This window comes from Amycolatopsis palatopharyngis, from assembly GCF_003385185.1.
Taxonomy (GTDB): Bacteria; Actinomycetota; Actinomycetes; order Mycobacteriales; family Pseudonocardiaceae; genus Amycolatopsis; species Amycolatopsis palatopharyngis.
In genome coordinates, this window is the sequence record NZ_PQHZ01000004.1 from 95,651 (window position 1) to 116,022 (window position 20,372).

The 20,372-nt window shown below is 68.3% G+C and carries 20 protein-coding genes; 11 read left to right on the forward strand and 9 right to left on the reverse strand.

What is annotated here, in order from left to right; translation table 11 throughout:
• Window positions 1-48 precede the first annotated feature (48 nt).
• The 5 genes from D0C15_RS04125 (at window position 49) to D0C15_RS04145 (ending at window position 5,020) form a co-directional block, all read left to right on the forward strand.
• Window positions 49-777 carry a GntR family transcriptional regulator gene (locus D0C15_RS04125; RefSeq protein WP_116040993.1) on the forward strand — a complete coding sequence of 243 codons (729 nt, stop codon included), beginning with the start codon at window positions 49-51 and terminating at the stop codon, window positions 775-777.
• A gap of 88 nt (window positions 778-865) precedes the next feature.
• Window positions 866-1,750 (forward strand): aminoglycoside phosphotransferase family protein, encoded by an 885-nt coding sequence (locus D0C15_RS04130; protein ID WP_116040994.1) that lies wholly within the window; start codon window positions 866-868, stop codon window positions 1,748-1,750.
• A 185-nt stretch (window positions 1,751-1,935) separates the two neighbouring features.
• Window positions 1,936-3,105 (forward strand): HNH endonuclease, encoded by a 1,170-nt coding sequence (locus D0C15_RS04135; protein WP_162829891.1) that lies wholly within the window; start codon window positions 1,936-1,938, stop codon window positions 3,103-3,105.
• 10 nt (window positions 3,106-3,115) lie between these two features.
• Window positions 3,116-3,673 (forward strand): sugar O-acetyltransferase, encoded by a 558-nt coding sequence (locus tag D0C15_RS04140; RefSeq protein WP_116040996.1) that lies wholly within the window; start codon window positions 3,116-3,118, stop codon window positions 3,671-3,673.
• An 81-nt stretch (window positions 3,674-3,754) separates the two neighbouring features.
• A complete protein-coding gene (locus tag D0C15_RS04145; protein ID WP_116040997.1) occupies window positions 3,755-5,020 on the forward strand; it encodes a M24 family metallopeptidase in 1,266 nt (421 codons plus the stop codon).
• Here the strand turns inward: D0C15_RS04145 and D0C15_RS04150 are convergent.
• The 4 genes from D0C15_RS04150 to D0C15_RS04165 are packed head-to-tail and all read right to left on the reverse strand — an operon-like array spanning window position 5,007 to window position 8,462.
• Window positions 5,007-6,083 (reverse strand): NAD(P)H-dependent flavin oxidoreductase, encoded by a 1,077-nt coding sequence (locus tag D0C15_RS04150; RefSeq protein WP_116041110.1) that lies wholly within the window; start codon window positions 6,081-6,083, stop codon window positions 5,007-5,009. The two genes, D0C15_RS04145 and D0C15_RS04150, sit on opposite strands and share 14 nt — an antisense overlap.
• Window positions 6,084-6,088: 5 nt before the next feature.
• Window positions 6,089-6,847: a CoA-transferase subunit beta gene (locus D0C15_RS04155; protein WP_116040998.1), complete on the reverse strand. Its 759-nt coding sequence runs from the start codon at window positions 6,845-6,847 to the stop codon at window positions 6,089-6,091.
• Window positions 6,844-7,707: a CoA transferase subunit A gene (locus D0C15_RS04160; protein ID WP_116040999.1), complete on the reverse strand. Its 864-nt coding sequence runs from the start codon at window positions 7,705-7,707 to the stop codon at window positions 6,844-6,846. The genes D0C15_RS04155 and D0C15_RS04160 overlap by 4 nt, the downstream gene beginning before the upstream one ends.
• Complete coding sequence (locus tag D0C15_RS04165; protein WP_116041000.1) at window positions 7,707-8,462, reverse strand: enoyl-CoA hydratase family protein; 756 nt, start codon at window positions 8,460-8,462, stop codon at window positions 7,707-7,709. The genes D0C15_RS04160 and D0C15_RS04165 overlap by 1 nt, the downstream gene beginning before the upstream one ends.
• A 94-nt stretch (window positions 8,463-8,556) precedes the next feature.
• Between D0C15_RS04165 and D0C15_RS04170 the strand changes: the two genes are divergently transcribed.
• Both D0C15_RS04170 and D0C15_RS04175 read left to right on the forward strand, forming a co-directional pair.
• Window positions 8,557-9,348: an SDR family oxidoreductase gene (locus tag D0C15_RS04170; protein ID WP_211323079.1), complete on the forward strand. Its 792-nt coding sequence runs from the start codon at window positions 8,557-8,559 to the stop codon at window positions 9,346-9,348.
• On the forward strand, window positions 9,345-10,262 hold the full coding sequence (locus tag D0C15_RS04175) for an SDR family oxidoreductase (RefSeq protein ID WP_116041002.1): 918 nt from the start codon (window positions 9,345-9,347) through the stop codon (window positions 10,260-10,262). Before D0C15_RS04170 ends, D0C15_RS04175 begins: the two co-directional genes overlap by 4 nt.
• A 39-nt stretch (window positions 10,263-10,301) precedes the next feature.
• On the opposite strand, the gene D0C15_RS04180 is transcribed toward D0C15_RS04175, so the two are convergent.
• Complete coding sequence (locus D0C15_RS04180; protein ID WP_116041003.1) at window positions 10,302-11,465, reverse strand: steroid 3-ketoacyl-CoA thiolase; 1,164 nt, start codon at window positions 11,463-11,465, stop codon at window positions 10,302-10,304.
• A gap of 270 nt (window positions 11,466-11,735) precedes the next feature.
• On the opposite strand from D0C15_RS04180, the gene D0C15_RS04185 reads away from it, so the two are divergent.
• The 3 genes from D0C15_RS04185 to D0C15_RS04195 all read left to right on the forward strand — a co-directional run bounded on the left by D0C15_RS04185 (window position 11,736) and on the right by D0C15_RS04195 (window position 14,397).
• Window positions 11,736-12,962 carry a cytochrome P450 gene (locus tag D0C15_RS04185; protein ID WP_116041004.1) on the forward strand — a complete coding sequence of 409 codons (1,227 nt, stop codon included), beginning with the start codon at window positions 11,736-11,738 and terminating at the stop codon, window positions 12,960-12,962.
• Window positions 12,963-13,007: 45 nt separating this feature from the next.
• Window positions 13,008-13,823 (forward strand): transglutaminase-like domain-containing protein, encoded by an 816-nt coding sequence (locus D0C15_RS04190; protein WP_116041005.1) that lies wholly within the window; start codon window positions 13,008-13,010, stop codon window positions 13,821-13,823.
• 100 nt (window positions 13,824-13,923) lie between these two features.
• Window positions 13,924-14,397, forward strand: a complete 474-nt coding sequence (locus D0C15_RS04195) for a carboxymuconolactone decarboxylase family protein (RefSeq protein WP_116041006.1) — start codon at window positions 13,924-13,926, stop codon at window positions 14,395-14,397.
• 82 nt (window positions 14,398-14,479) lie between these two features.
• Here the strand turns inward: D0C15_RS04195 and D0C15_RS04200 are convergent, their stop codons facing one another.
• The 3 genes from D0C15_RS04200 to D0C15_RS04210 are packed head-to-tail and all read right to left on the reverse strand — an operon-like array spanning window position 14,480 to window position 17,716.
• Entirely contained in the window at window positions 14,480-15,643 is a 1,164-nt protein-coding gene (locus D0C15_RS04200; protein WP_116041007.1) for a thiolase domain-containing protein, read from the reverse strand.
• The gene (locus D0C15_RS04205) at window positions 15,643-16,698 is read right to left on the reverse strand and encodes a thiolase domain-containing protein (protein WP_116041008.1); all 1,056 of its coding nucleotides are present in this window, start codon (window positions 16,696-16,698) and stop codon (window positions 15,643-15,645) included. The genes D0C15_RS04200 and D0C15_RS04205 overlap by 1 nt, the downstream gene beginning before the upstream one ends.
• Window positions 16,699-16,711: 13 nt before the next feature.
• Window positions 16,712-17,716, reverse strand: a complete 1,005-nt coding sequence (locus D0C15_RS04210; protein ID WP_116041009.1) for a Zn-ribbon domain-containing OB-fold protein — start codon at window positions 17,714-17,716, stop codon at window positions 16,712-16,714.
• Between the two features lie 99 nt (window positions 17,717-17,815).
• On the opposite strand from D0C15_RS04210, the gene D0C15_RS04215 reads away from it, so the two are divergent.
• A complete protein-coding gene (locus D0C15_RS04215) occupies window positions 17,816-19,390 on the forward strand; it encodes an acyl-CoA synthetase (protein WP_116041010.1) in 1,575 nt (524 codons plus the stop codon).
• A gap of 120 nt (window positions 19,391-19,510) precedes the next feature.
• Here D0C15_RS04215 and D0C15_RS04220 read toward each other — a convergent pair whose 3' ends face one another.
• The gene (locus D0C15_RS04220; protein ID WP_116041011.1) at window positions 19,511-20,323 is read right to left on the reverse strand and encodes a crotonase/enoyl-CoA hydratase family protein; all 813 of its coding nucleotides are present in this window, start codon (window positions 20,321-20,323) and stop codon (window positions 19,511-19,513) included.
• Window positions 20,324-20,372: the final 49 nt, after the last annotated feature.

A 20,372-nucleotide genomic window follows, 5' to 3' on the forward strand; every position in this document is an offset into this window, starting at 1 on the left:
ACAAGTTGTAGCATGCTACGAACAGGGTAAGCTTGTTACAGTGATGCGGTGGCTGACGGACTGCTCGACCTCCAACCGCTCGCCCCGTCCAGCGGACGGCGTATGGAGCAGGCGATCGCCGCCGTCCGTGCCGCCATCGACGAAGGGCGGATGAAGCCAGGGGTGAAGTACTCCGCCTACCAGTTGGCCGAGGTGCTCGGCATCTCCCGCACCCCTGTACGCGACGCGTTGCTTCGCCTCGAGGAAGTCGGACTCATCAAGTTCGAGGCGCGTCAGGGCTTCCGCATCCTGCTGCCCCAGCCGAAGGAGATCGCCGAGATCTTCGGCGTGCGACTCGCGCTGGAACTACCGGCCGTGCGCAAGGCCGCCACCGTCGCGGACCGGGCACTCACTCGGACGTTGCTCGAACAGCGCCGCCTGATGCGGGCCGCTGCCGCGAAGGGCGACGAGAACGTGTTCGCCCAGCACGACCTGCGACTGCACGACCTGATCCTCGGCGCCGCCGACAACGCCCGCGCGAGGGATATCGTCAGGTCCCTGCGCGAGACCACCCGCCTGCTCGGTGCTTCCACCGCGGACAGAACCAGGACGCTGCGGGACATCGACTGTGAGCACGCTCCGATCCTCGATGCCATCAGCGCCGGTGATCCCGACCGTGCCGGAGAAGCGATGCGCGCGCACCTGGTCAACACTGGAAAACTCCTTGTGGCGCAAGCGATCCGCACCGCCGATGCCGACCTGTCCGTCGAGGAGGTCTGGTCGGCGGCGGTGTTCTGATCGGCCGTGGCCGAGCGGATCGAAGGTGAAATCCAGTTGACGCCCCCGGCGTCGGGCTGTCGGATGACGTGCTGTGAGCACTGGGCAAATGCATCCCGGCATGCATCCCATTGACGACGACCTCGTCGGACGGTTGATCGCGGCGCGGTTCCCCGAGTGGGCGGAACTGCCGGTGCGGCGGTGGCCATCCGGTGGCACGGTCAACGCGATGTACCGGCTTGGCGACGACATGGTCGTCAGGCTGCCGTTGGTGCGGGGCGGAGCCAAGGATGTGGCGAAGGAGCAGAACTGGCTGCCTCGCCTCGCGTCCCGGTTGCCCACGGCCATCCCCGAGGTGCTCGGCGCCGGGCAACCAGCCGAGGGCTATCCGTGGCCGTGGTCGGTGTACCGCTGGCTGGCAGGGGAGCATCCGCAGCCGGGGGCGCTGAGTGAGCCCGTGCTGCTGGCCAAGGATCTGGCCGAGTTCGTGGCGGCGATGCGGAACATCACGCTGCCAGGGCAGGAGAGGGCCCACCGCGGCGGACCGCTCGCTCTGCTCGATTCGTCGACCAAGGCCGCGATCGAGCACCTGCGCGAGATTCCGGAGGAGGACGTCGACTGCGATGCCGTGGCCGCCGCGTGGGAGAACGCGCTGCGGGCGCCGGGCTGGGACGGGCCGCCGGTCTGGCTGCATGGCGATCTGATGCCCGGCAATCTGCTGGTGAACGGTGGCAGGCTTTCCGCGGTGATCGACTTCGGCTGCCTGGGAGTCGGCGACCCGGCCGGTGATCTGTTCCCGGCGTGGAACCTGCTGCCGGCCGAGGCGAGGTTGGTCTTCCGCGAGGCGCTGGGCGTGGACGACGCGACCTGGATCCGGGGCAGGGGACGAGCGCTCTCTCAGGCGCTGATCGCGTTGCCGTATTACCGGACGACCAATTCGGCGATGACGGACAACGCTCGCCATGTGATTCGTGCGGTGCTGCAAGAAGGCTGAGGATATGCGGCCAGTCCTGATCCGTTCAGGATCGGATCGAAACGATGTACTTGAATCGAGCGATTCTCTTACGGGTGACGAGTACGGATATCCCGCTGTACCAAAAGGATCCACAAGCGGGTGAATTTCTCTTGCATTTGCCGAGACGCGGGTGTCCGAGCAGGAATTCCGGTAGAATCGAACATGTGATCGAGACAGACGAATTGGTGATTCCTGACTGGGATATCAACGATCTCCTGGACATCCCGGCGTGTTCTCTCGATGAACGGGAGGCGTTGGAGATGGTGCGGTCGATCGGACAGGTGCAGTCGATGCTGGAGGCCGCGCGGCTGCAGGCGGTGCAGCGGCTGGCGCGACTGCGCTCCGACGACGAGTGGTCCGTCGACCTGCTGGCGACCTCGTGCAAGGTCAGCCTGGGCAGGGCCGGGGAGGATGTGGCGCTGGCGAACACGCTGTCGACCCGGCTGCCGCGCACCATGGCGGCGCTGGCCGCGGGGGCGTTGGACCCGGCCAAGGTCCGCCAGATCGACCGCGCCACAACGCCACTGTCCGATGAACACGTCCTCGCCGTGGAGGAACGGGTGTTTCCCGCCGCGCGGGACAAGACTCCCCGGCAACTGGCGTATACGCTGCGAATCGCGGTGCACGCGGTTGACCCCGAGGGCGCCGCCGCCCGCGCCCGGGCCCGCAGGCAGGAACGCCGGGTATCGGTCGAGCACCAGGACGAGGGCATGTCCTGGCTCAACGCGTTGCTCGCCACGCCGGACGTGCTCGCGATCAAAGACCTGCTCGACGGCCTCGCCCGCGAGGTGAACACCACGGACGATCCCCGGACGATGGACCAGCTCCGCGCCGACGTGCTGCGCGATCTGCTCCTGGGGCACCAGCACAGCCGTGTTCGTGTGCACGTCTACGTCACCGCCACGGCGGGTACGGTGCTCGGTCAGGACGACCAGCCCGGCGATCTTCGCGGGTACGGTCCCATCCCCGCCGACACCGTCCGCGCGCTCGCTCTCGGACTGAACGCCACCTGGCGTGGCGTCAAGGTGGACAATCACGGCCACCCGTGCGGGCTGGCCGAACGCGGCTACGCCCCGTCCGCCACGCTTCGTGAGCTCGTCCAGCTGCGAGATCGGACCTGCCGATTCCCGGCCTGCGGTCAGTCCGCGCACCGCTGCGACCTCGACCACCACGTTCCCTACCGTCGCGACGGCATCACGTGTCCCTGCAATCTCCACAGTCTCTGTCGGCGCCACCACCGACTCAAACAATCCGGCACCTGGACCGTCACCACCACTCCCGCGGGCGACCTGCAGTGGACCACACCCCACGGCCGCGTTTACGTTGATCGATAGTCTCGGCCGAATGGGTGAGCAGAAGCGGCGCATGTTGAGGGGAGAGCTGTACCGCGACAACGATCCCGAGCTGGTGGCCGAACGGAGAAGGGCTCAGCGACTACTCGATCAGTTCAACGCCACGACCTCGGACGAGCCGCAGCTGCGGGCGGAGGTCCTCGGTGCGTTGCTGGGCAAACTCGGCGCCGGGTCCTGGATCATGCCGCGGTTCCAGTGCGACTACGGCTACCTGATCGAGATCGGTGCGAACAGCTTCCTCAACTACGACGCCATCCTGATGGACTGCGCACCGATCGTCATCGGCGAGGACGTGTCGATCGGCCCGCGCGCGCAGCTGCTCACGGCACTGCACCCGATGACCGGCCACGAGGCCCGCAGGCAGCGCTGGGAGACCGCCGCGCCGATCACGATCGGCGACAACGTATGGCTCGGCGGCGGAGTGATCGTATGTGCCGGGGTCACCATCGGCGTCGACACCGTCGTCGGCGCGGGCAGCGTGGTGACCAGGGACCTTCCGGAGCGGGTGTTCGCCGCCGGAAACCCCTGCCGGGTCATCCGGCCCTTGTGAGCTGGCGTGCACAGTCAGATTGTTGACAACCTGGCCGCCTGGCGCTGATAGTGACCGTGCCTTGTTCGTGATCGGCGAGAGATGGGGGTGGTCCCCGTCAACCCCGCGGACCAGTCGTCAGTGCACCACCCGGATCTCGTCGGACTCGGCGGCACTCCCCGGCCGGCCTGGCTCGACGTGCCCGCCGCTGCCCAGGTGCCCGAGCTCGAGCCTCGTCCGTTTCCCGACGACGAGTACCGGGAGCGTCTCGCACGGGTCAGGGAGCGCTTGTCCCAGGCGAACCTCGGCGGTGTCGTCGTGTTCCGGCCGTCGAGCGTGGAGTACCTGTGCGGGTATCACTCGATGGAACGGGTGCCACAACCGCTGCTGGTCACCAGATCGGACACGTTCCTCTACGTTCCGGACCTCGAAATCGGCAGGGCGATGGCGAGTTCCGTGGCGGACACGGTGCTCTACTACGGCTACACCCAGGCCCCGACGGCACTCACGCTGATCGCGGAGCACGCCGCTCGGGCGCTGCCGGACGGCGCTCGCCTCGCGGCCGAGTTCGAGCACACGTCGACACCACCACGGGCGATCGAGCTGCTCGGTCGCCATGGCGCCGACCTCGTTCCCGGCGAGCACCTGGTCGAGAACCTCCGCCTTGTGCTGTCCCCGGCGGAACTGCGCTGCGTCGAGGAGGCGGCTGACGCCACACAGCGTGGTGTCGAGGCGGCCGTCCGTGCGGCGGGTGACCCGGACACGACCGACTCGGCCATAGCCGGGGCCATCACCGAAGCACTCCTGCGGGGCGCCACCTCGACCTCGGCGTGGGGGCCGGTCGTCGTCTCCGCACCGCGGGCCGGGGTGCCGCACTCCAGCTGGCGTCGTGAACACATTGGCGACGGTCCGATTTTCCTGGAGTTCGCCGGTGCCCATCACCGCTACCACGCACCCGTGATGCGGACGCTGAGCCGTGGCGAGCCGACCCCCGACGCGCAGCGCCTGGGCGAGTTGTCGAGCAGCGTGCTCGACGCCGTGCTGGGCACGGCCGCCGCGGGGGTGCCGTGCGCGGACGTCGCCCGGCGAGCCAGCGAGGCGATCGGACCCCTGCCGGACGATGTGGTCTTCCATCATCTCTTCGGATACCCGGTCGGTCTCGCCCATCCTCCACATTGGATGGACAGTGCGCCGTTCCACATCACGATGGAGAACCGGGAACCGTTGCGCGAGGGCATGGTGTTCCATATCCCGGCCTCGTTCCGGTCTTTCGGCCGCGCATGCGTCGGCCTCAGTCAGACCTTTGTCGTCGAGCGGGACGGGGCTCGCGTGCTCACCCACGGAACCGCCGGGTTCATTGCCGTGTGACCGAATCCGTACCTGCTCGGATCGTCGTGAGCCGGTCGATGGCACCCGCGGCGTCGGCCACCATGTCCTCGATCAGCTCGGCGACCGCGGGCAGGTCGTCGAGCAGGCCCACGACCTGTCCCGACGCGAGGACACCGGCCTCGGTATCGCCCGCGACGAGACCGGCGCGCAGCAGCATCGGCGTGTTCGCCGCCATGATCACCTGGGACCAGGTGCGATCGCCGCCGCGGCGCATCCCGATACCCTCCGCGAGCATCGACCGCCAGGACAGCCCGGTGAGCCTGCGGAACCGGGTCGCGTTGCGCGCCGCGCGGGCGAGCCCGGTGACCGGTCCTGAACGCTCCAGCGACTCCACGAGTTCGGTCCGCAGCACTCGATGCGGCATTCCGTCGACCTTCCGGGTCACGACCGTGTCGCCGAGGCCGCGCTCCAGGTACGCACGCTTGACGGCGTCCGGCACCGTGCTCTCCCTGGTCAGCAGGAACCGGGTACCCATCGCCACACCGGCGGCACCGTAGGCCAGTGCCGCGGCGAGGCCCCTTCCGTCGAAGAACCCTCCCGCGGCGACGACCGGGATGTCCACGGCGTCGAGCACGGCGGGCAGTAGCAGGGTGGTCGCTACCGGACCGGTATGCCCGCCACCTTCGCCGCCCTGCACCACGACAGCGTCGGCACCCCACTCGGCGACCTTCTCGGCGTGCCTGGCCGCGCCGACCGAGGGAATCACCACGACGCCCGCGTCCTTGAGCTTGGTGATCAGTTCCCTGCGCGGGGCGAGAGCGAAGGACGCCACCCGCACCCGCTCCCGGATCAGCAGGTCGACCCGGCGGCCCGCGTCCTCGGCATCCGCCCGTAGGTTCACTCCGAACGGTTGCCGCGTGCGGGATCTGGTCTCGCGCACCGCCTGCTCGAGTTCGTCGAAGGTCATGGTGGCCGAGGCCAGGATGCCCAGCCCGCCCGCCTCCGCGGTGGCCGAGACCAGACGTGGCCCCGCGACCCAGCCCATCCCGGTCTGCACGATCGGATGGCGGACGCCGGTCAGTTCCGTCAGTGCCGTACGCAGCGCACTCATTCCGGAACTTCCTTGTCCCGCACCGAATTCGGATCCAGCACCTCGCGCAGCAGATACAACTCGCGCTCGGTGGGCAACCGCGACTCGGTGACCTCGCCGGCGTCCAGTTCGAACGACGTCTGTTCGGTCACCTCGGCCACCGAGACTCCGGGATGGACCGACAGCAGGCGCATGGCGTTGTCCCTTCCGGAGAAGTCGAGTACCGCCAGATTCGTGACCACGCGGTAGACGTCGTGGAAACGCTCCGCGCTCGGTCCCGCCGCCCTCGCCCGGTCGTATCCGACGCCCGACACCACGTCGACCCGGTCGCAGAAGACCCTCGTGCTGTGTCGCGGCACCCAGTAACTCGTCCGGTGGTTCACCGTGTTGCCAGGGCCGCCACGGACGCCGAGCAGTTGTTTGGCGGGCCGGGTGTGGTCGCCGATCGCGGAGATGTTCTGGTTGCCGTACCGATCGATCTGGTTCGCGCCCATCACCACATGCCGCTTTCCGTGCGGCACAACGGTGTCCAGCACCCGGCGAAACGGCTGCCAGCCCTCGATCACCGGTGGTTCGCCGCCTGCGAGTCCGGGTGTGTTGGCGAGCAGGTACGCCTCTCCGTCGGAGAGCAGCAGGTCGGGTTCGAACGTCAGCCGGGCGAGCCGGGCGCCGAGCGAGGGAAGCAGGCCCATCGGGCTGACGACCATCTCACCGTCGCCGCGAAAGAGGTCTGCGCAGGCCGCCGCGGCGACCTCAGCGCGAGTCACGTCACTCATGCGGCCTCCTGCAGGTACTTGTCTACTTCGGACTGATAGCTGCGTTCGTCACCGGACAGGAATCGATCGATGAATCCTGGCCACGCGTCCTGGTCCTTGGCGCAGGCCGCGTAGTGCCGCTGGAACCGTTCGTCCCTGCCGTAGTCCGGCGCGGCGCTGGTGAAATGTGCACCGCGAGGGGTTTCGGCGACTCCGTGCACCGAGGCGCGGTTCAGCAGAAGGCTTTGCACCGGCGCGGCGGCGGTGAGTTCGCCGGTCTCCACCACCCGCTCCACCGACACATAGGCGCGGTCCGCCGCGAGGGCGAACAGGTCGTCGAAGTACGGATCCGGACCGAGGTACTGCGCGTTTCCCCGCGCGTCAGCCCGGTTCAGGTGGATCAGGGCGGCATCGAGCCGGAGCGCGGGTACGGCCAGAAGTTCCTCGCTGTCGTCGTAGGGCGAGCGCACCGTTCGCAGGGATGGGTCGAACCCCGGCACGTCCGAGCCGAGCCCCGCGCGCGTCGGCAGGAACGGCAGGCGTGCGGCCGCGGCGGACAGGCCGGTTCCGAGCATTCCCTCGTCGTACTCGGTCACCTCGATCTCGCCTGCTTCGCGCACTCGGCTGAACCACGGGTCGAACGGGATCGAGTCCAGCGTGACGAACCCGAACACCAGCCTGCGGATCCGGCCCGAACTCGCGAGCAGGCCGATGTCCGGGCCGCCATAGGAGACCACCGTCAGATCGGTGAGGTTCGACCGCAGGATGGCGCGCACGAGTGCCATCGGCTTGCGCCGTGAGCCCCAGCCGCCGATCCCGATCGTCATCCCGTCCGAGAGTTCGCCGACGATCTCGTCCGGCGTCATCCGCTTGTCCGCCATCAGGTCTCCTTGCCGTCCAGGAATTCCTGCCGGGCCGCGTCGGAGACGCCCGCCAGGTTGAGTTCGAAGGTGAAGCCCTGCTCGAACCGGTAGCTCCGGTGCACCGGCTGCACGTCGATCCCGTTGATCGCCTGCTTGGCCGCGCGGATCACCCGCGTGTCCTTGGCCGCGATCTGCCTTGCGAGCTCCAGTGCCGCGGTGTCGAGTCCGGTGCGGGGCACGACCGCGTACACCGAACCGTGGTGATGCAACTGATGTGCGTCGACTGTGCTCGCCGTGAAGTACAACGCTCGCATCAGGTGCTGGGGTACCAGCCGGGCCAGGTGTGTCGCCGCCCCGAGTGCACCTCGGTCGACCTCGGGCAGCCCGAAGGTCGCGTCCTCCGCGGCGATGATCACGTCGGCGTTGCCCACGAGGCCGATTCCGCCGCCTAGACAGAAGCCTTGCACCGCGGCGATGACGGGTACGGCGCAGTCGTACACGGCGGAGAACGCGGCGGCGCAACCCTGGTTGGCGCCGATCAGTGCTTCGTAGGCGTCGTCGCGCTGGATCTCCTTGATGTTCACCCCCGCGTTGAAGCCACGTCCCTCGGCGCGAAGCACGACAACGTGACAGCCGGGGTCGCGGCCCGCGTTCGTGATCGCCTCGGCGAGGTCGAACCAGTCCCGCACGGAAAGTGCGTTGACCGGTGGTGCGTCCACTGTGACGACCGCGAGCCCTCGCTCGGCGCGATCGACGGTGATTGCTTCAGGCATCGAACCTTCTTCCAAACCTAGCACTTGCTTGGTACGTTAGCAGCACGACCGGATGCGGTACAGATGCACGAAGAAGACGATGGGAGGTGCGGTCGTGTCGCTCGACCTTCGCCTCGACGGCGCGGTCGTACTGGTGACCGGCGGTGTCCGTGGTGTCGGCGCGGGCATCACCAGGGTTTTCCTGCGGGCCGGCGCGAAGGTGGTCACCTGTGCGCGCAACGATCCCGGTGATCCGGTGCACGCCTACGGCAGTACGGCGGAGTTCCTCGCCTGCGATGTCAGGGAGCCGGATCAGGTCGCGGATCTCGTCCGTCAAGTAGTCCACCGGCACGGCAGGCTCGACGTCGTGGTGAACAACGCGGGCGGCGCCCCGTTCGCGCCCACCGACCAGGCCTCGGCGAACTTCAACAGCAAGGTGGTCGCGCTGAATCTGCTGGCGCCGCTGACGGTGGCCCAGTGCGCGAACTCGGTGATGCGAGGCCAGGAAAGCGGTGGCGCCATCGTCATGATCAGTAGCGTCAGCGCGACGCGGCCCTCCCCGGGTACCGCCGCCTACGGTGCGGCGAAGGCCGGTGTGGACAGTCTCACCGCGACACTCGCGGCTGAGTGGGCTCCCCGCGTACGAGTGAACTCGCTGCGGGTCGGAATGGTGCGAACGGAACTGGCCGGAATGCACTACGGCGACGAGGACGGAATCGCGGCCGTCGCCGCCACCGTCCCCGCGGGACGATTGGCTGAACCGGAGGAAATCGGTTCCTGTGCCGCGTTTCTGGCGTCGCCACTGGCGTCCTATGTCAGCGGCGCCACCCTCGAGGTACACGGCGGGGGAGAGGTGCCCGCGTTCCTGACGGCCGGGAACGCACTGAAGGAGAAGGAGACACCGTGAGTGGAGTCGTCGACGACCGCGTCGTGATCGTCACAGGGGCCGGGCGGGGAATCGGCAGGGCACACGCGCTGGCGTTCGCCGCCGAAGGGGCCGCAGTGGTGGTCAACGACGTCGGCGCGGGGCTCGATGGGAGCGCCGGAGGCGCGGCGCCGGAGGGGCCGGCGCAGAAGGTGGTGGCCGAAATCGAGGCTGCGGGCGGCAGGGCCGTCGCCAACAGCGACGACGTCGCGGACTGGTCGGGCGCGCAGAGCCTCGTGCGGACCGCGATCGACGCGTTCGGCCGCCTCGACGTGCTGGTGAACAATGCCGGCTTCCTGCGGGACCGAATGCTGGTGAATCTCGGCGAGAACGACTGGGACGCGGTGATCCGGGTGCATCTGAAGGGGCACTTCGCGCCACTGCGCCATGCGGCGGCCTACTGGCGCGCGGAGGCGAAGGCCGGGCGCGAGGCGGCAGCCAGGATCATCAACACCAGTTCGGGGGCCGGCCTGCTCGGCAGTGTCGGTCAGGGCAACTACTCGGCGGCCAAGGCCGGGATCCTCGGCCTGACGACGGTGGCCGCGGCGGAGTTGGCCCGCTACGGGGTCACGGTGAACGCCATCGCGCCCGCCGCACGTACCCGGATGACCGAACAGGCCTTCGCCGAGGACATGGCCGCGCCAGGGGCCGGCTTCGACTCCATGGCACCGGAGAACGTGTCGCCGTTGGTGGTGTGGCTGGGCAGCACGGAGTCAGCCGAGGTCACCGGACGGGTCTTCGAGGTCGACGGGGGCAGGGTGGCGCTCGCACAGGCATGGCGGCACGGCCCTGCCGTGGACAAGGGCGCACGATGGGAACCCGGTGAACTCGGTCCGGTCGTCGCCCGCTTGATCGACCGCGCGCCAGTACCGGAACCGGTGTACGGCACGCAGTGAGCGCCGGCCGGCTGGAATCCGGCGCTCACTGCGTGCCGATCAGAGTCGTTCGAGCACGGTTGCCGTGGCCATCGCCCCGCCCGCACACATGGTGACCAGCGCGCTGTTGCCGTCCCGGCGCTCGAGTTCGTGCAGGGCGGTGGTGATCAGCCTGGTTCCGGTGCTGCCCACCGGGTGGCCGAGAGCGATCGCGCCACCGTTGACGTTCACCCTGGAAGGATCGGGGGCGTGCACACCCTGCCAGGAGAGCACGACGGAGGCGAACGCCTCGTTCACTTCGAACAGGTCCAGGTCCTCGATGCGCATGCCCGCTCGATCCAGTACCCGTTCCGTGGCGCTCACCGGCCCGTCCAGGTGGTAGTACGGCTCGGCGCCGACGAGGGCCTGCGCGCGGATTCGGGCCCGGGGCGCAAGCCCGAGTGCTGCCGCCCTGTCGGAGTCCATCAGCAGGACCGCCGACGCCCCGTCGGAGATCTGTGAGGAGGTACCGGCAGTGTGCACGCCGCCCTCCTGCACGGGCTTCAGCCTGGCGAGGCCGTCCACGCTGGTTTCCCGCAGACCCTGGTCGCGGGAAACCAGTTGCGTCTCGCCAGTGGCCCTGCCCTCGGCGTCGAGCACAGGTGCCTTGACCGGGGCGAGCTCCCGGTCGAAGCGGCCCTGCGCCCACGCGGCGGCGGCCTTGGTTTGCGATGCCGCACCGAAGGCGTCGACGTCATCACGGGTGAGTCCCCTGCGCAGCGCGATGCGTTCGGCCGCGCCGAACTGGTTGGGCATGTCGATCGTCCAGGACTGAGGGCGGGGCGTACCGACCTCGGTTCCCCGGTTGGAGCCGAGCGGGACCCGGCTCATCGCCTCGACCCCGCAGGCGATGCCGACGTCGATCGCACCCGCGGCGATCAGCCCGGAGATCAGATGGGTCGCCTGCTGCGCCGACCCGCACTGGGCGTCGATCGTGGTCGCGCCGCATTGTTCCGGCAAGCCCGCATGCAGCCAGGCGGTCCGCGTGATGTTGTTCGACTGCTCACCCGCCTGGGTGACGGTCCCGCCGATGACCTGTTCCACCAGAGCGGGGTCGAGAGCCGATCGCTCCAACAGGGCTCGCTGCGCCGCTGCGAGCAGCTCGGCGGCATGCAGTCCGGCCAGCCAGCCTCCGCGCTTGCCGATCGGGGTACGGACTGCGTCGACGATGACGGGTTGGCCCACCGTGGTCTCCTCTTTCGCGCCGAATACGGTAAGTAGGCAAAAAGTAGAACAAGTTCTCATTTGTTGCAACTCGACGTTCGGTCAACCGCCGAACGGGCGCCGGTGACCCTGGATTGTCCGACCTGCGGTTTCAAGATCGACATTGCGCTAGTTAACAGGTTTCACTCATACTCTTCTCTTAGTTAACACCGTATGCTTCAATCGTCGGTAGAACGTGTTCCACATTTACGTGTGGGGTGCGGACCAATCCGACGACCGACGGAGGTAGCCGTGGCCACACCGCTGATCCCCACTGGTTTCGACTTCACCGATCCGGACCTGTACGCCCAGCGGTTACCGCTGGAGGAGTTCGCCGAACTGCGCGGCACAGCGCCCGTCTGGTGGAATCCGCAGCCGCACAATCTGGCCGGGTTCGGTGACGAGGGGTTCTGGGTGGTCACCCGGCTGGAGGACGTCAAAACCGTTTCCAAGGACGGTGAGCTGTTCTCCTCGCGGGAGAAGACGGCGATCATCCGGTTCGACGAGACGATGACGGAGGAGGCCCTCGAAGCCACCCGGCTCATCCTGCTGAACATGGACGCGCCGCAGCACACCAAGTTGCGCAGGATCGTCTCGAAGGGCTTCACGCCGCGGGCCATCGGCAAGCTCGAGGAGGCGTTGCGCGGCCGCGCTCAACACATCGTCGCCGAGGCCAAGGCGAAGGGATCAGGCGACTTCGTCGCGGATGTCGCGTGCGAGCTGCCGCTGCAGGCGATCGCCGAGCTGCTCGGCATCCCGCAGGAGGACCGGGGCCGCATCTTCGACTGGTCGAACCAGATGATCGGCTACGACGATCCCGAGTACGATGTGGAGCCGGTGGCCGCATCGGCCGAACTCGTCGGCTACGCCTGGAACATGGCGGAACAACGGCGAGGGTGTCCCATGGACGATATCGTCACCAAGCTCGTTCAGGCCGATGTGGACGGTGAGTCGCTGTCCTCGGATGAGTTCGGGTTCTTCGTCATCCTGCTCGCGGTGGCGGGCAACGAGACGACGCGCAACGCGATCACGCACGGGATGAAGGCGTTCCTGGATCACCCGGAGCAGTGGGAGTTGTACAAGCGCGATCGCCCCAAGACCGCGGCTGACGAGATCGTCCGATGGGCGACGCCCGTGGTCGCGTTCCAGCGCACCGCCACGGCGGACACCGAGCTCGGCGGGCAGCAGATCCGCAAGGGTGACCGGGTCGGCATGTTCTACAGTTCCGCGAACTTCGATCCGGACGTGTTCGAGCAGCCGGAGAAGTTCGACATCATGCGCACGGACAACCCGCACGTCGGTTTCGGCGGGACAGGGTCGCACTACTGCATCGGAGCGAACCTGGCCAGGCTGGAGATCGACCTGATCTTCAACGCCATCGCCGACGAGATGCCGAACATCCGTGAGCTCGCACCGCCCGAGCGCCTGCGTTCGGGCTGGCTCAACGGCATCAAGCACTACCAGGTGAGTTACGACTGAACGCCCTCTCGTCAGTGGGGGCCGCGGTCAGGGATGATGGCCGCCATGACCGTACGTACCCGCCTCGAAGCCGAACTGTCCCTGCGAGTGACCGCGCCGGGCAGGCTGGCGCTCTCGGTGGCGGTGGCCGACTCGTCGAGAGCCGACTCCGAGGAGTTGACGGTGCGCACCTCGGGCGGGCAGAACCCGCCGGTGGAAGCCCCGGTCGAACTGCCACACGGCACCAGGGTGCACGTGCTGGACCTGCCGGCCGACGAGGTGCACATCCGCTACCGCGCCGAGCGCGCCTGCGGTGACACCGAGCCGGAGGCGCTCACCGACGCCGATCAGATCACCTACACCCGCCCGAGTCGTTACTGTCCCTCGGACCGGATGATCGGGCTGGCGCTGGAGCACTTCGGCCGGATCGAGCGGCAGCGGGACCAGGTGCGCGAGATCGTGCGGTACGTCAGCGACCGTCTCGCCTACATTCCGGGCACCAGCAGGCCGACCGACAGCGCGCTGGAGACACTGCTCGCGGGCGAAGGTGTGTGCCGCGACTTCGCGCATCTGTGCGTGACCTACTGTCGTTCCCTGGACATTCCCGCCCGGTTCGCCGCGGTCTACGCGCCAGGTCTGTCCCCGATGGACTTCCACGCCGTGTTCGAGGCGGCCGTCGACGGCCGCTGGTACGTGTTCGACGCGACCAGGCTCGCACCCCGCCAGACCCTGACGCGGATAGCCACCGGCCGCGATGCCGCGGACACGGCGTTCCTGTCCACCCTCGGCTGCGAGATCGAGCTGTTGCGCAGTTCCGCGACGGCGACGACAGCGGCCGACCTGCCCGAGGACGACGGCAGCGCGCTGATCGCTCTCGCGTAGCGCGAGCAGCCAGCGACGCAGGTCACATTCGTTCCGGTCACATCTTGCCGAGCTGTTCCGTCATAGGGATGGAAACACCAACAACGGCAAGGAGTGCACGATGGACGCTCGCCTGAACCTCTTCGGCAACCCGGTCGCGGCCAAAGCGCTGAAGCACATCATCGCCGCGGGCAAGGTGGTCACGGACTCGGCGTTGCCTGCCGCGACGGAGGAACTGGTGAAGATCCGCGCCAGTCAGATCAACGGCTGCGGGTTCTGCACCGATATGCACACCAAGGACGCCGCACACGCAGGGGAGACCTCGGTGCGCCTCAACCTGCTCGCGGCATGGCGGGAGGCCACGGTGTTCACCGAGGCCGAACGTGCTGCCCTCGAGCTGACCGAGCAGGGCACCCGCATCGCCGACGCGGCCGGGGGCGTCACGGACGAGGCATGGACGAATGCCGCCAAGCACTACGACGAGGACCAGCTCGGCGCCCTGGTCTCACTCATCGCGGTCATCAACGCCTTCAACCGCTTGAACGTCGTCGTCCAGCAGCCCGCCGGCGACTACGAGCCCGGCCAGTTCGGCTGACGAGTATCGCCCGCGCGAACACCCCCCCACGCCGCCCTCCGGGTATCGCACTTTCCCGGGAAAGTGCGACGGTGGTCGCGGCCTACGCGGGTTTGTCCGCTCCGACGACCCACATCGAGAAGTACTGCGAGCCGCCGCCGTAGGCGTGACCGAGGGCAATTTTGGCGCCGTCCACCTGGTAATCCCCCGCACGGCCCATCACCTGCTTGGCCGCCTCGGCGAACCGCAGCATTCCCGAAGCGCCGATGGGGTTGGAGGACAGCACACCGCCGGACGGGTTCACCGGAAGTCTGCCGCCGATCGCCGTCTCGCCTGCCTCGGTCAGTTTCCAGCCGGTGCCCTCGCTGGTGAACCCCAGGTTCTCCAGCCACATCGGCTCGAACCAGGAGAACGGCACGTAAATCTCCGCTGCGTCTACTTCGGACAGTGGGTCGGAGATGCCTGCCTCCCGCCACAGCGCTGCGGCCGCGTCGCGGCCCGCCTGCGGATTCACCTGGTCCCGGCCGGCGAAGGTGGTGGGTTCCGTGCGCATCGCGGTGCCGTGGATCCAGCCCGCGCCTCCGGACACCGCATCCCCCGCGTTCTCGTCGCCGATCACCATGGCGCAGGCACCGTCGGAGGAAGGGCAGGTTTCGTCGTAGCGGATGGGGTCCCACAACATCTGCGACGCCCGGACGGATTCCACGGTGATATCCGCCTGGCGCAGGTGCGCGTGCGGGTTGAGCGCCCCGTTGCGCCGGTCCTTGGCGGCCACTATCGCGCCGATGTGCTCCGGGGCGCCGGAGCGGCGGATGTAGGAGCGCACGTGCGGTGCGAAGTAGCCGCCTGCCCCGGCACCGACCGGCATCTGGAACGGCGGCAGGATGGACAGGGCCCACATCGCGTTCGACTCGGACTGCTTTTCGAACGCCACCGTGAGCACCCTGCGATGCACCCCGGCCTGCACGAGGCTGGTGGCGACGAGCGCGGTGGATCCGCCGACGGAGCCCGCGGTATGCACGCGCAGCAGTGGTTTGCCCGTCGCTCCGAGCGCGTCGGCCAGGAACAGTTCGGGCATCATCACGCCCTCGAACAGGTCGGGTGCCTTGCCCAGCACCACGGCGTCGATGTCGGCCCACTCGACCTGGGCGTCGAGCATCGCGCGGTCGATCGCCTCGCGCAGCAGTCCGGGCATCGAGACGTCGGTGCGCTTGGCCCGGTGGTCGGTCTGGCCGGTGCCCAGCACGGCGGCTAGTTGCTTGGCCATCAGTCGCGTCCCTCCAGTACGGCCACGAGATTCTGCTGCAGCACGGGCCCGCTGGTCGCGTGCGCGAGCACCTTTCCCGCGTCCCCGCGCAGAATCCGGTTCGCTGCCTCGCCGATGCGGACCAGCCCCGCGGAGAACATCGGATTGCCGGTCAACGGCCCGCCGGACGGGTTGATCACCACGTCGTCGCCGAGGCCGAGCGCGGTACGCAGGATGATCTCCTGGTGGGTGAACGGCGCGTGCAGTTCGGCGAGTTCGACGCCGTCCGCGCCCGCGGCACTGCCCGCCGCTTCGGCCGAGGGTGAGCGGGTGAGGTCTCGTGCGCCGAGGACGGGGGAGTCGACGCGATGCTCGATGCCGGTGATGAACGCTGGGCGGTCGGCGAGCTCACGAGCCCGGTCGGCGGAGGCCAGGACTATCACCGCCGCACCGTCGGTGATCGGGGCGATGTCGTGGGCTCGCAGCGGATCCGCGAACATCGGCGTATCGAGCAGCTCGCCGGGCTCCACCCGGCCACTGAGCTGGGCGGCCGGGTTGCCGATCGCATCGGCGCGGCTGCGGGCGGCGATCTCGGCCATCTCCTTCTCACTCCACAGGCCGCTGTCGATTCCGAGCCGGGCCTGGATGCCCGCGATGCTGATCGAGTCCGGCCACAGTGGAGCGACGACGTAGGGGTCGAGTTGCAGGGACAGCACCCTGCGCAACTGGCCTGCCGAGGACTTGCCGAAGCCGTACACCAGTGCGGTGTCCACCTCGCCGGTGCGGATCTTCAGCCACGCTTCGTACAGCGCCCACGCCGCGTCCATCTCCACATGCGACTCGTGGATCGGCGGGAACGCGCCTATCGCGTCAACCGCGGAGATGAATGAAAAAGCTCGCCCCGCTAGGTAGTCGGACGACCCCGAACACCAGAAGCCGATGTCCTCCTTGGACAGACCGGTCCGCTCGAACGCCTCGGCGAGGATCGGGACCAGCATCTCGACGCCGTTGGTGGTGCCCTCGGTCCGCCGGACGTTGGGTGCCTGGGTGAAGCCGACAACCGCGACCTCGTTCATCAGAGCAGCTCCTTCACAGGTGGTGGGCGAAGGACTCGTACGGCGCGTCCGGTTCACCGGTCGGTTCGAAGTGCTGAACGTTCTCCAGCGTCGTGCCCCACTCGTCCCTCGGCTTCCAGGACGCGCGCACCCGCATTCCCATCCGCACGTCGGTGGCGTCACAGCCGAGAACCAGGTGCAGGAACGCGATGTCGGCCCCGTCGAGCAGGATGTACGCGGCGACGTAGGGCGGTTTGATCCGCTGGCCGAGGAACGGCACGTTGACGATGCAGAACGTGGTGATGATGCCGGTATCCGGCAGGTCGATCTCCTCGACGGTCGGCACCCCGTCCACGGGGCACGCGCCACGGGGCGGGATGTAGACCTTGCGGCATTCAGGACAGCGCTGACCGAGCAACCTGCCCTCGGCCAGGGCCCGCAGGTAGCGGCTTTCCTCGGGGGAGGCGGAGTGCTGGTAGCGCAGGTGGATCGGCGTGATGACGACGGCGACCGGATCCCCGTCGGCGCGCTCGGCGGCCGGGGGAGACGCGGGCGACTGCGCGAGTGTGTGCCCGGCGGGCGGGTCCACGAGGTCGAAGCACGCGATGTCCCGGATGTGGCCGACCGGTTCGGCGGCCCAGCGGACACGCACCCGGCTGCCGGTACTGATGTGCTCTGGTGTGCCCGCGTCGACCGCGTGCAGGATCGCGGTGTCCGCACCGTCCAGCCGGATCAGCGCCCAGGCGAACGGCCGGGACAGCGGTTGACCGTCCAGCGGGCGGGCGATCCAGGACCAGGACAGCACCGTGCCCTCGTTCGCCACGGTGACGAATTCGGAGAGCGGTGCGGCGGTCATGGGGTCGTACTCCACGGGTGGGACGTGCACCCGGCCGTCGCTACCGCGCACGCCCTCGATCCGGCGTTCGGCGAGTGCGGAGACGAAGTGGCCGAGTACCGGCCCGACGGAGCGGGTGTAGTCGAACCCCACGTTGAGCGGGGCGGAGAGGGGAGCCTCTGCTGCATCTGTACCGGCAGTCACGGTCAAAGTGAAACACGTTCTCGAAATCTCGGCAAGATCGGCGGCTCTATCATGCTCAGAACCTTGCCTTGATATGGAACACGTTCTAGATTTGCGGGTATGCCCACTTCTGCCCTGCCACAGACCGACACTCTCGGAGTCTGGAACATCGCGGCCGAACGGCCCGAGGCCACAGCGGTGGTCGACCCCGACGGCACCGAGATCAGCTACGGAGAGCTGACCGCGAAGGCCAACTCCTACGCCAGGGGACTGCAGGCGCTAGGCCTGGACACAGGTGACGTCGTCGTCGTGCTGCAACCCAACGGTGTGGAGTTGCTGGCCGCGTACTTCGCGGCGATCCAGTCCGGGCTCTACGTGGTGATGGTCAACTGGCACCTGGTCGGTCCCGAGGTCGCCTACATTCTCAGTGACAGCGGCGCGAAGGCCTTTCTCGCCCACGAACGCTTCGGCGAGGTCGCCGCAGCAGCCGCGGCTGAAGCGGGAGTGCCCGAGCGTGCTCGCTTCGCGGTGGGGGAGGTGCCCGGTTTCCGGCGGATCGAGGAACTAGGGTCGGGGGAGGGCGAAGGCAGGCCGCAGCGACGCACGGCGGGTTCGCCGATGCTCTACACCTCGGGTACGACCGGCAGGCCCAAGGGTGTCCGCAGGCCGCTCAGCGGGGCCGATCCGGACCAGGTCCCGGCGGCGTCCACGTGGTTCTTCGGCGTTTTCGGGCTGTCGCCGTTCGACGGGCACGTGCACCTGTGTGGGTCCCCGCTCTACCACACGGCGGTGCTGAACTTCGTCGCGATCGCGATCCAGCTCGGGCATCCCGCGGTACTGATGGACCGGTGGGACCCGGAGGAGATGCTGCGGCTGATCGAGCGCCACCGGGTCACGCACAGCCATATGGTGCCCACCCAGTTCCGCAGGCTGCTCGCGCTGCCGGAGGACGTGCGTGCCGGCTACGACGTCTCCTCGCTGCGCAACATGATCCACGGTGCGGCGCCGTGCCCGCTGGAGGTCAAGCGGCAGATGCTCGACTGGTGGGGACCCGTCGTGACCGAGTACTACGCGGCCACCGAGGGCGGCGGCACGGTGATCAGTGGCGAGGAGTGGCTGCGCAAGCCGGGGTCGGTGGGGCGACCGTGGCCGGGATCCACGGTGACGGTCCTCGACGAGTCCGGAGCTGGGTTGCCGCCAGGTGAGGTCGGCACGGTGTACATGAAGATGGGCGACTCGACGTTCGAGTATCACAAGGATCGCGAGAAAACCGAGAAGTCGCGGGTCGGCGACCTGTTCACCCTCGGGGACGTCGGCCACCTCGACGAGGACGGCTACCTGTACCTGCACGACCGGAAGAACGACATGATCATCTCCGGCGGGGTGAACATCTACCCCGCGGAGATCGAGGGCGAGCTGGTGATGCACCCCAAGGTCGCCGACGTCGCGGTGTTCGGCGTGCCGCACGAAGACTGGGGCGAGGAGATCAAGGCCGTCGTACAGACCACCGAAGGCGTCGAGCCGAGCGCCGAGCTGACCAGGGAGCTGCTGACCTACGCCGGCGAACGCCTGGCGCGCTTCAAGCTGCCGCGCAGCATCGACTACGCCGAGCAACTCCCGCGCGACCCCAACGGCAAGCTCTACAAGCGCAAGCTGCGCGACCCGTACTGGCAGGGCCGCGAGCGCGCCATCTGACAGTGTTCGGCTGAGAGGGCGCGGCGAGAACTGCGGACCGAGTGGTTCTCAGACAGGTTCTGAGATGTCCTGGCAGGCTTCAGGGCTGGTCCGAGTGTGGGACCAGCCCTGACCGCGGTGCTACCGTCCCCGGAACTGGGGCTTGCGCTTCTCGGCGAACGCGCGCGGGCCCTCCCGTGCGTCCTCGCTGGCGAACACCGGGATGCCGTACTGGGCGTCGAGCTTGAACGCCTCCTCCTCGTGCATTCCCTCGGTGTCGCGCATCGTTCGCAGGATCGCCCGCACCGCGAGCGGGCCGTTCGCGGCGATCAACTCGGCGATCTCGAGTGCGCGGTCCAGCGCCGAGCCATCCGGCACGACATGGCCGATCAGGCCGATGTCCTTCGCCTCGGTGGCGGTGACGTGTCGTCCGGTGAGCAGGATGTCCGCGGCGATCGTGTAGGGAATCTGCCTGGGCAGCCGGACGGCGGACCCGCCCATCGGGAAAAGGCCCCACCGCGCCTCGGACACACCGAACTTGGCGCTCTGTCCGGCGACCCGGATGTCGGTTCCCTGCAGGATCTCGGTGCCGCCGGCTATCGCGGGCCCCTCGACAGCCGCGATCAGCGGCTTGCTCAACCTGCGTCCCTTGAGCAGTCCCTCGATCCGGGTCGGGTCGAACGAGCCGCGCTCGAAGGAGTCCGAGGGGTTGTTCCGGCTCATCGACTTCAGGTCGGCGCCCGCGCAGAACGCGCCGCCCGCCCCGGTGAGCACGCAGCTGCGGATCTCGTCGTCGGCGTCCACCCGGTCCCACGCCTCGGCCATGATCGCCAACATCTCGCCGGTGAGGGCGTTGCGCGCGTGCGGGCGGTTCATCGTGACCACGAGGGTCGCGCCGCGTCGCTCGACGAGCGCGTGCGGGGCTTCCTGGGAGTCTGCTGCCCTCTCCGGCATATTGCCGCCTTCCGATCGGGTCGGGACCATTGCCCAGAACAATAACATG

Coding starts and splice junctions, on each gene's coding strand:
- D0C15_RS04130 (WP_116040994.1), top strand. CDS start 866: ATGCATCCCGGCATGCATCCCATTGACGACGACCTCGTCGGACGGTTG.
- D0C15_RS04140 (WP_116040996.1), top strand. CDS start 3,116: ATGGGTGAGCAGAAGCGGCGCATGTTGAGGGGAGAGCTGTACCGCGAC.
- D0C15_RS04145 (WP_116040997.1), top strand. CDS start 3,755: ATGGGGGTGGTCCCCGTCAACCCCGCGGACCAGTCGTCAGTGCACCAC.
- D0C15_RS04155 (WP_116040998.1), bottom strand. CDS start 6,847: ATGAGTGACGTGACTCGCGCTGAGGTCGCCGCGGCGGCCTGCGCAGAC.
- D0C15_RS04160 (WP_116040999.1), bottom strand. CDS start 7,707: ATGGCGGACAAGCGGATGACGCCGGACGAGATCGTCGGCGAACTCTCG.
- D0C15_RS04165 (WP_116041000.1), bottom strand. CDS start 8,462: ATGCCTGAAGCAATCACCGTCGATCGCGCCGAGCGAGGGCTCGCGGTC.
- D0C15_RS04190 (WP_116041005.1), top strand. CDS start 13,008: ATGACCGTACGTACCCGCCTCGAAGCCGAACTGTCCCTGCGAGTGACC.
- D0C15_RS04195 (WP_116041006.1), top strand. CDS start 13,924: ATGGACGCTCGCCTGAACCTCTTCGGCAACCCGGTCGCGGCCAAAGCG.
- D0C15_RS04200 (WP_116041007.1), bottom strand. CDS start 15,643: ATGGCCAAGCAACTAGCCGCCGTGCTGGGCACCGGCCAGACCGACCAC.
- D0C15_RS04205 (WP_116041008.1), bottom strand. CDS start 16,698: ATGAACGAGGTCGCGGTTGTCGGCTTCACCCAGGCACCCAACGTCCGG.
- D0C15_RS04215 (WP_116041010.1), top strand. CDS start 17,816: ATGCCCACTTCTGCCCTGCCACAGACCGACACTCTCGGAGTCTGGAAC.
- D0C15_RS04220 (WP_116041011.1), bottom strand. CDS start 20,323: ATGCCGGAGAGGGCAGCAGACTCCCAGGAAGCCCCGCACGCGCTCGTC.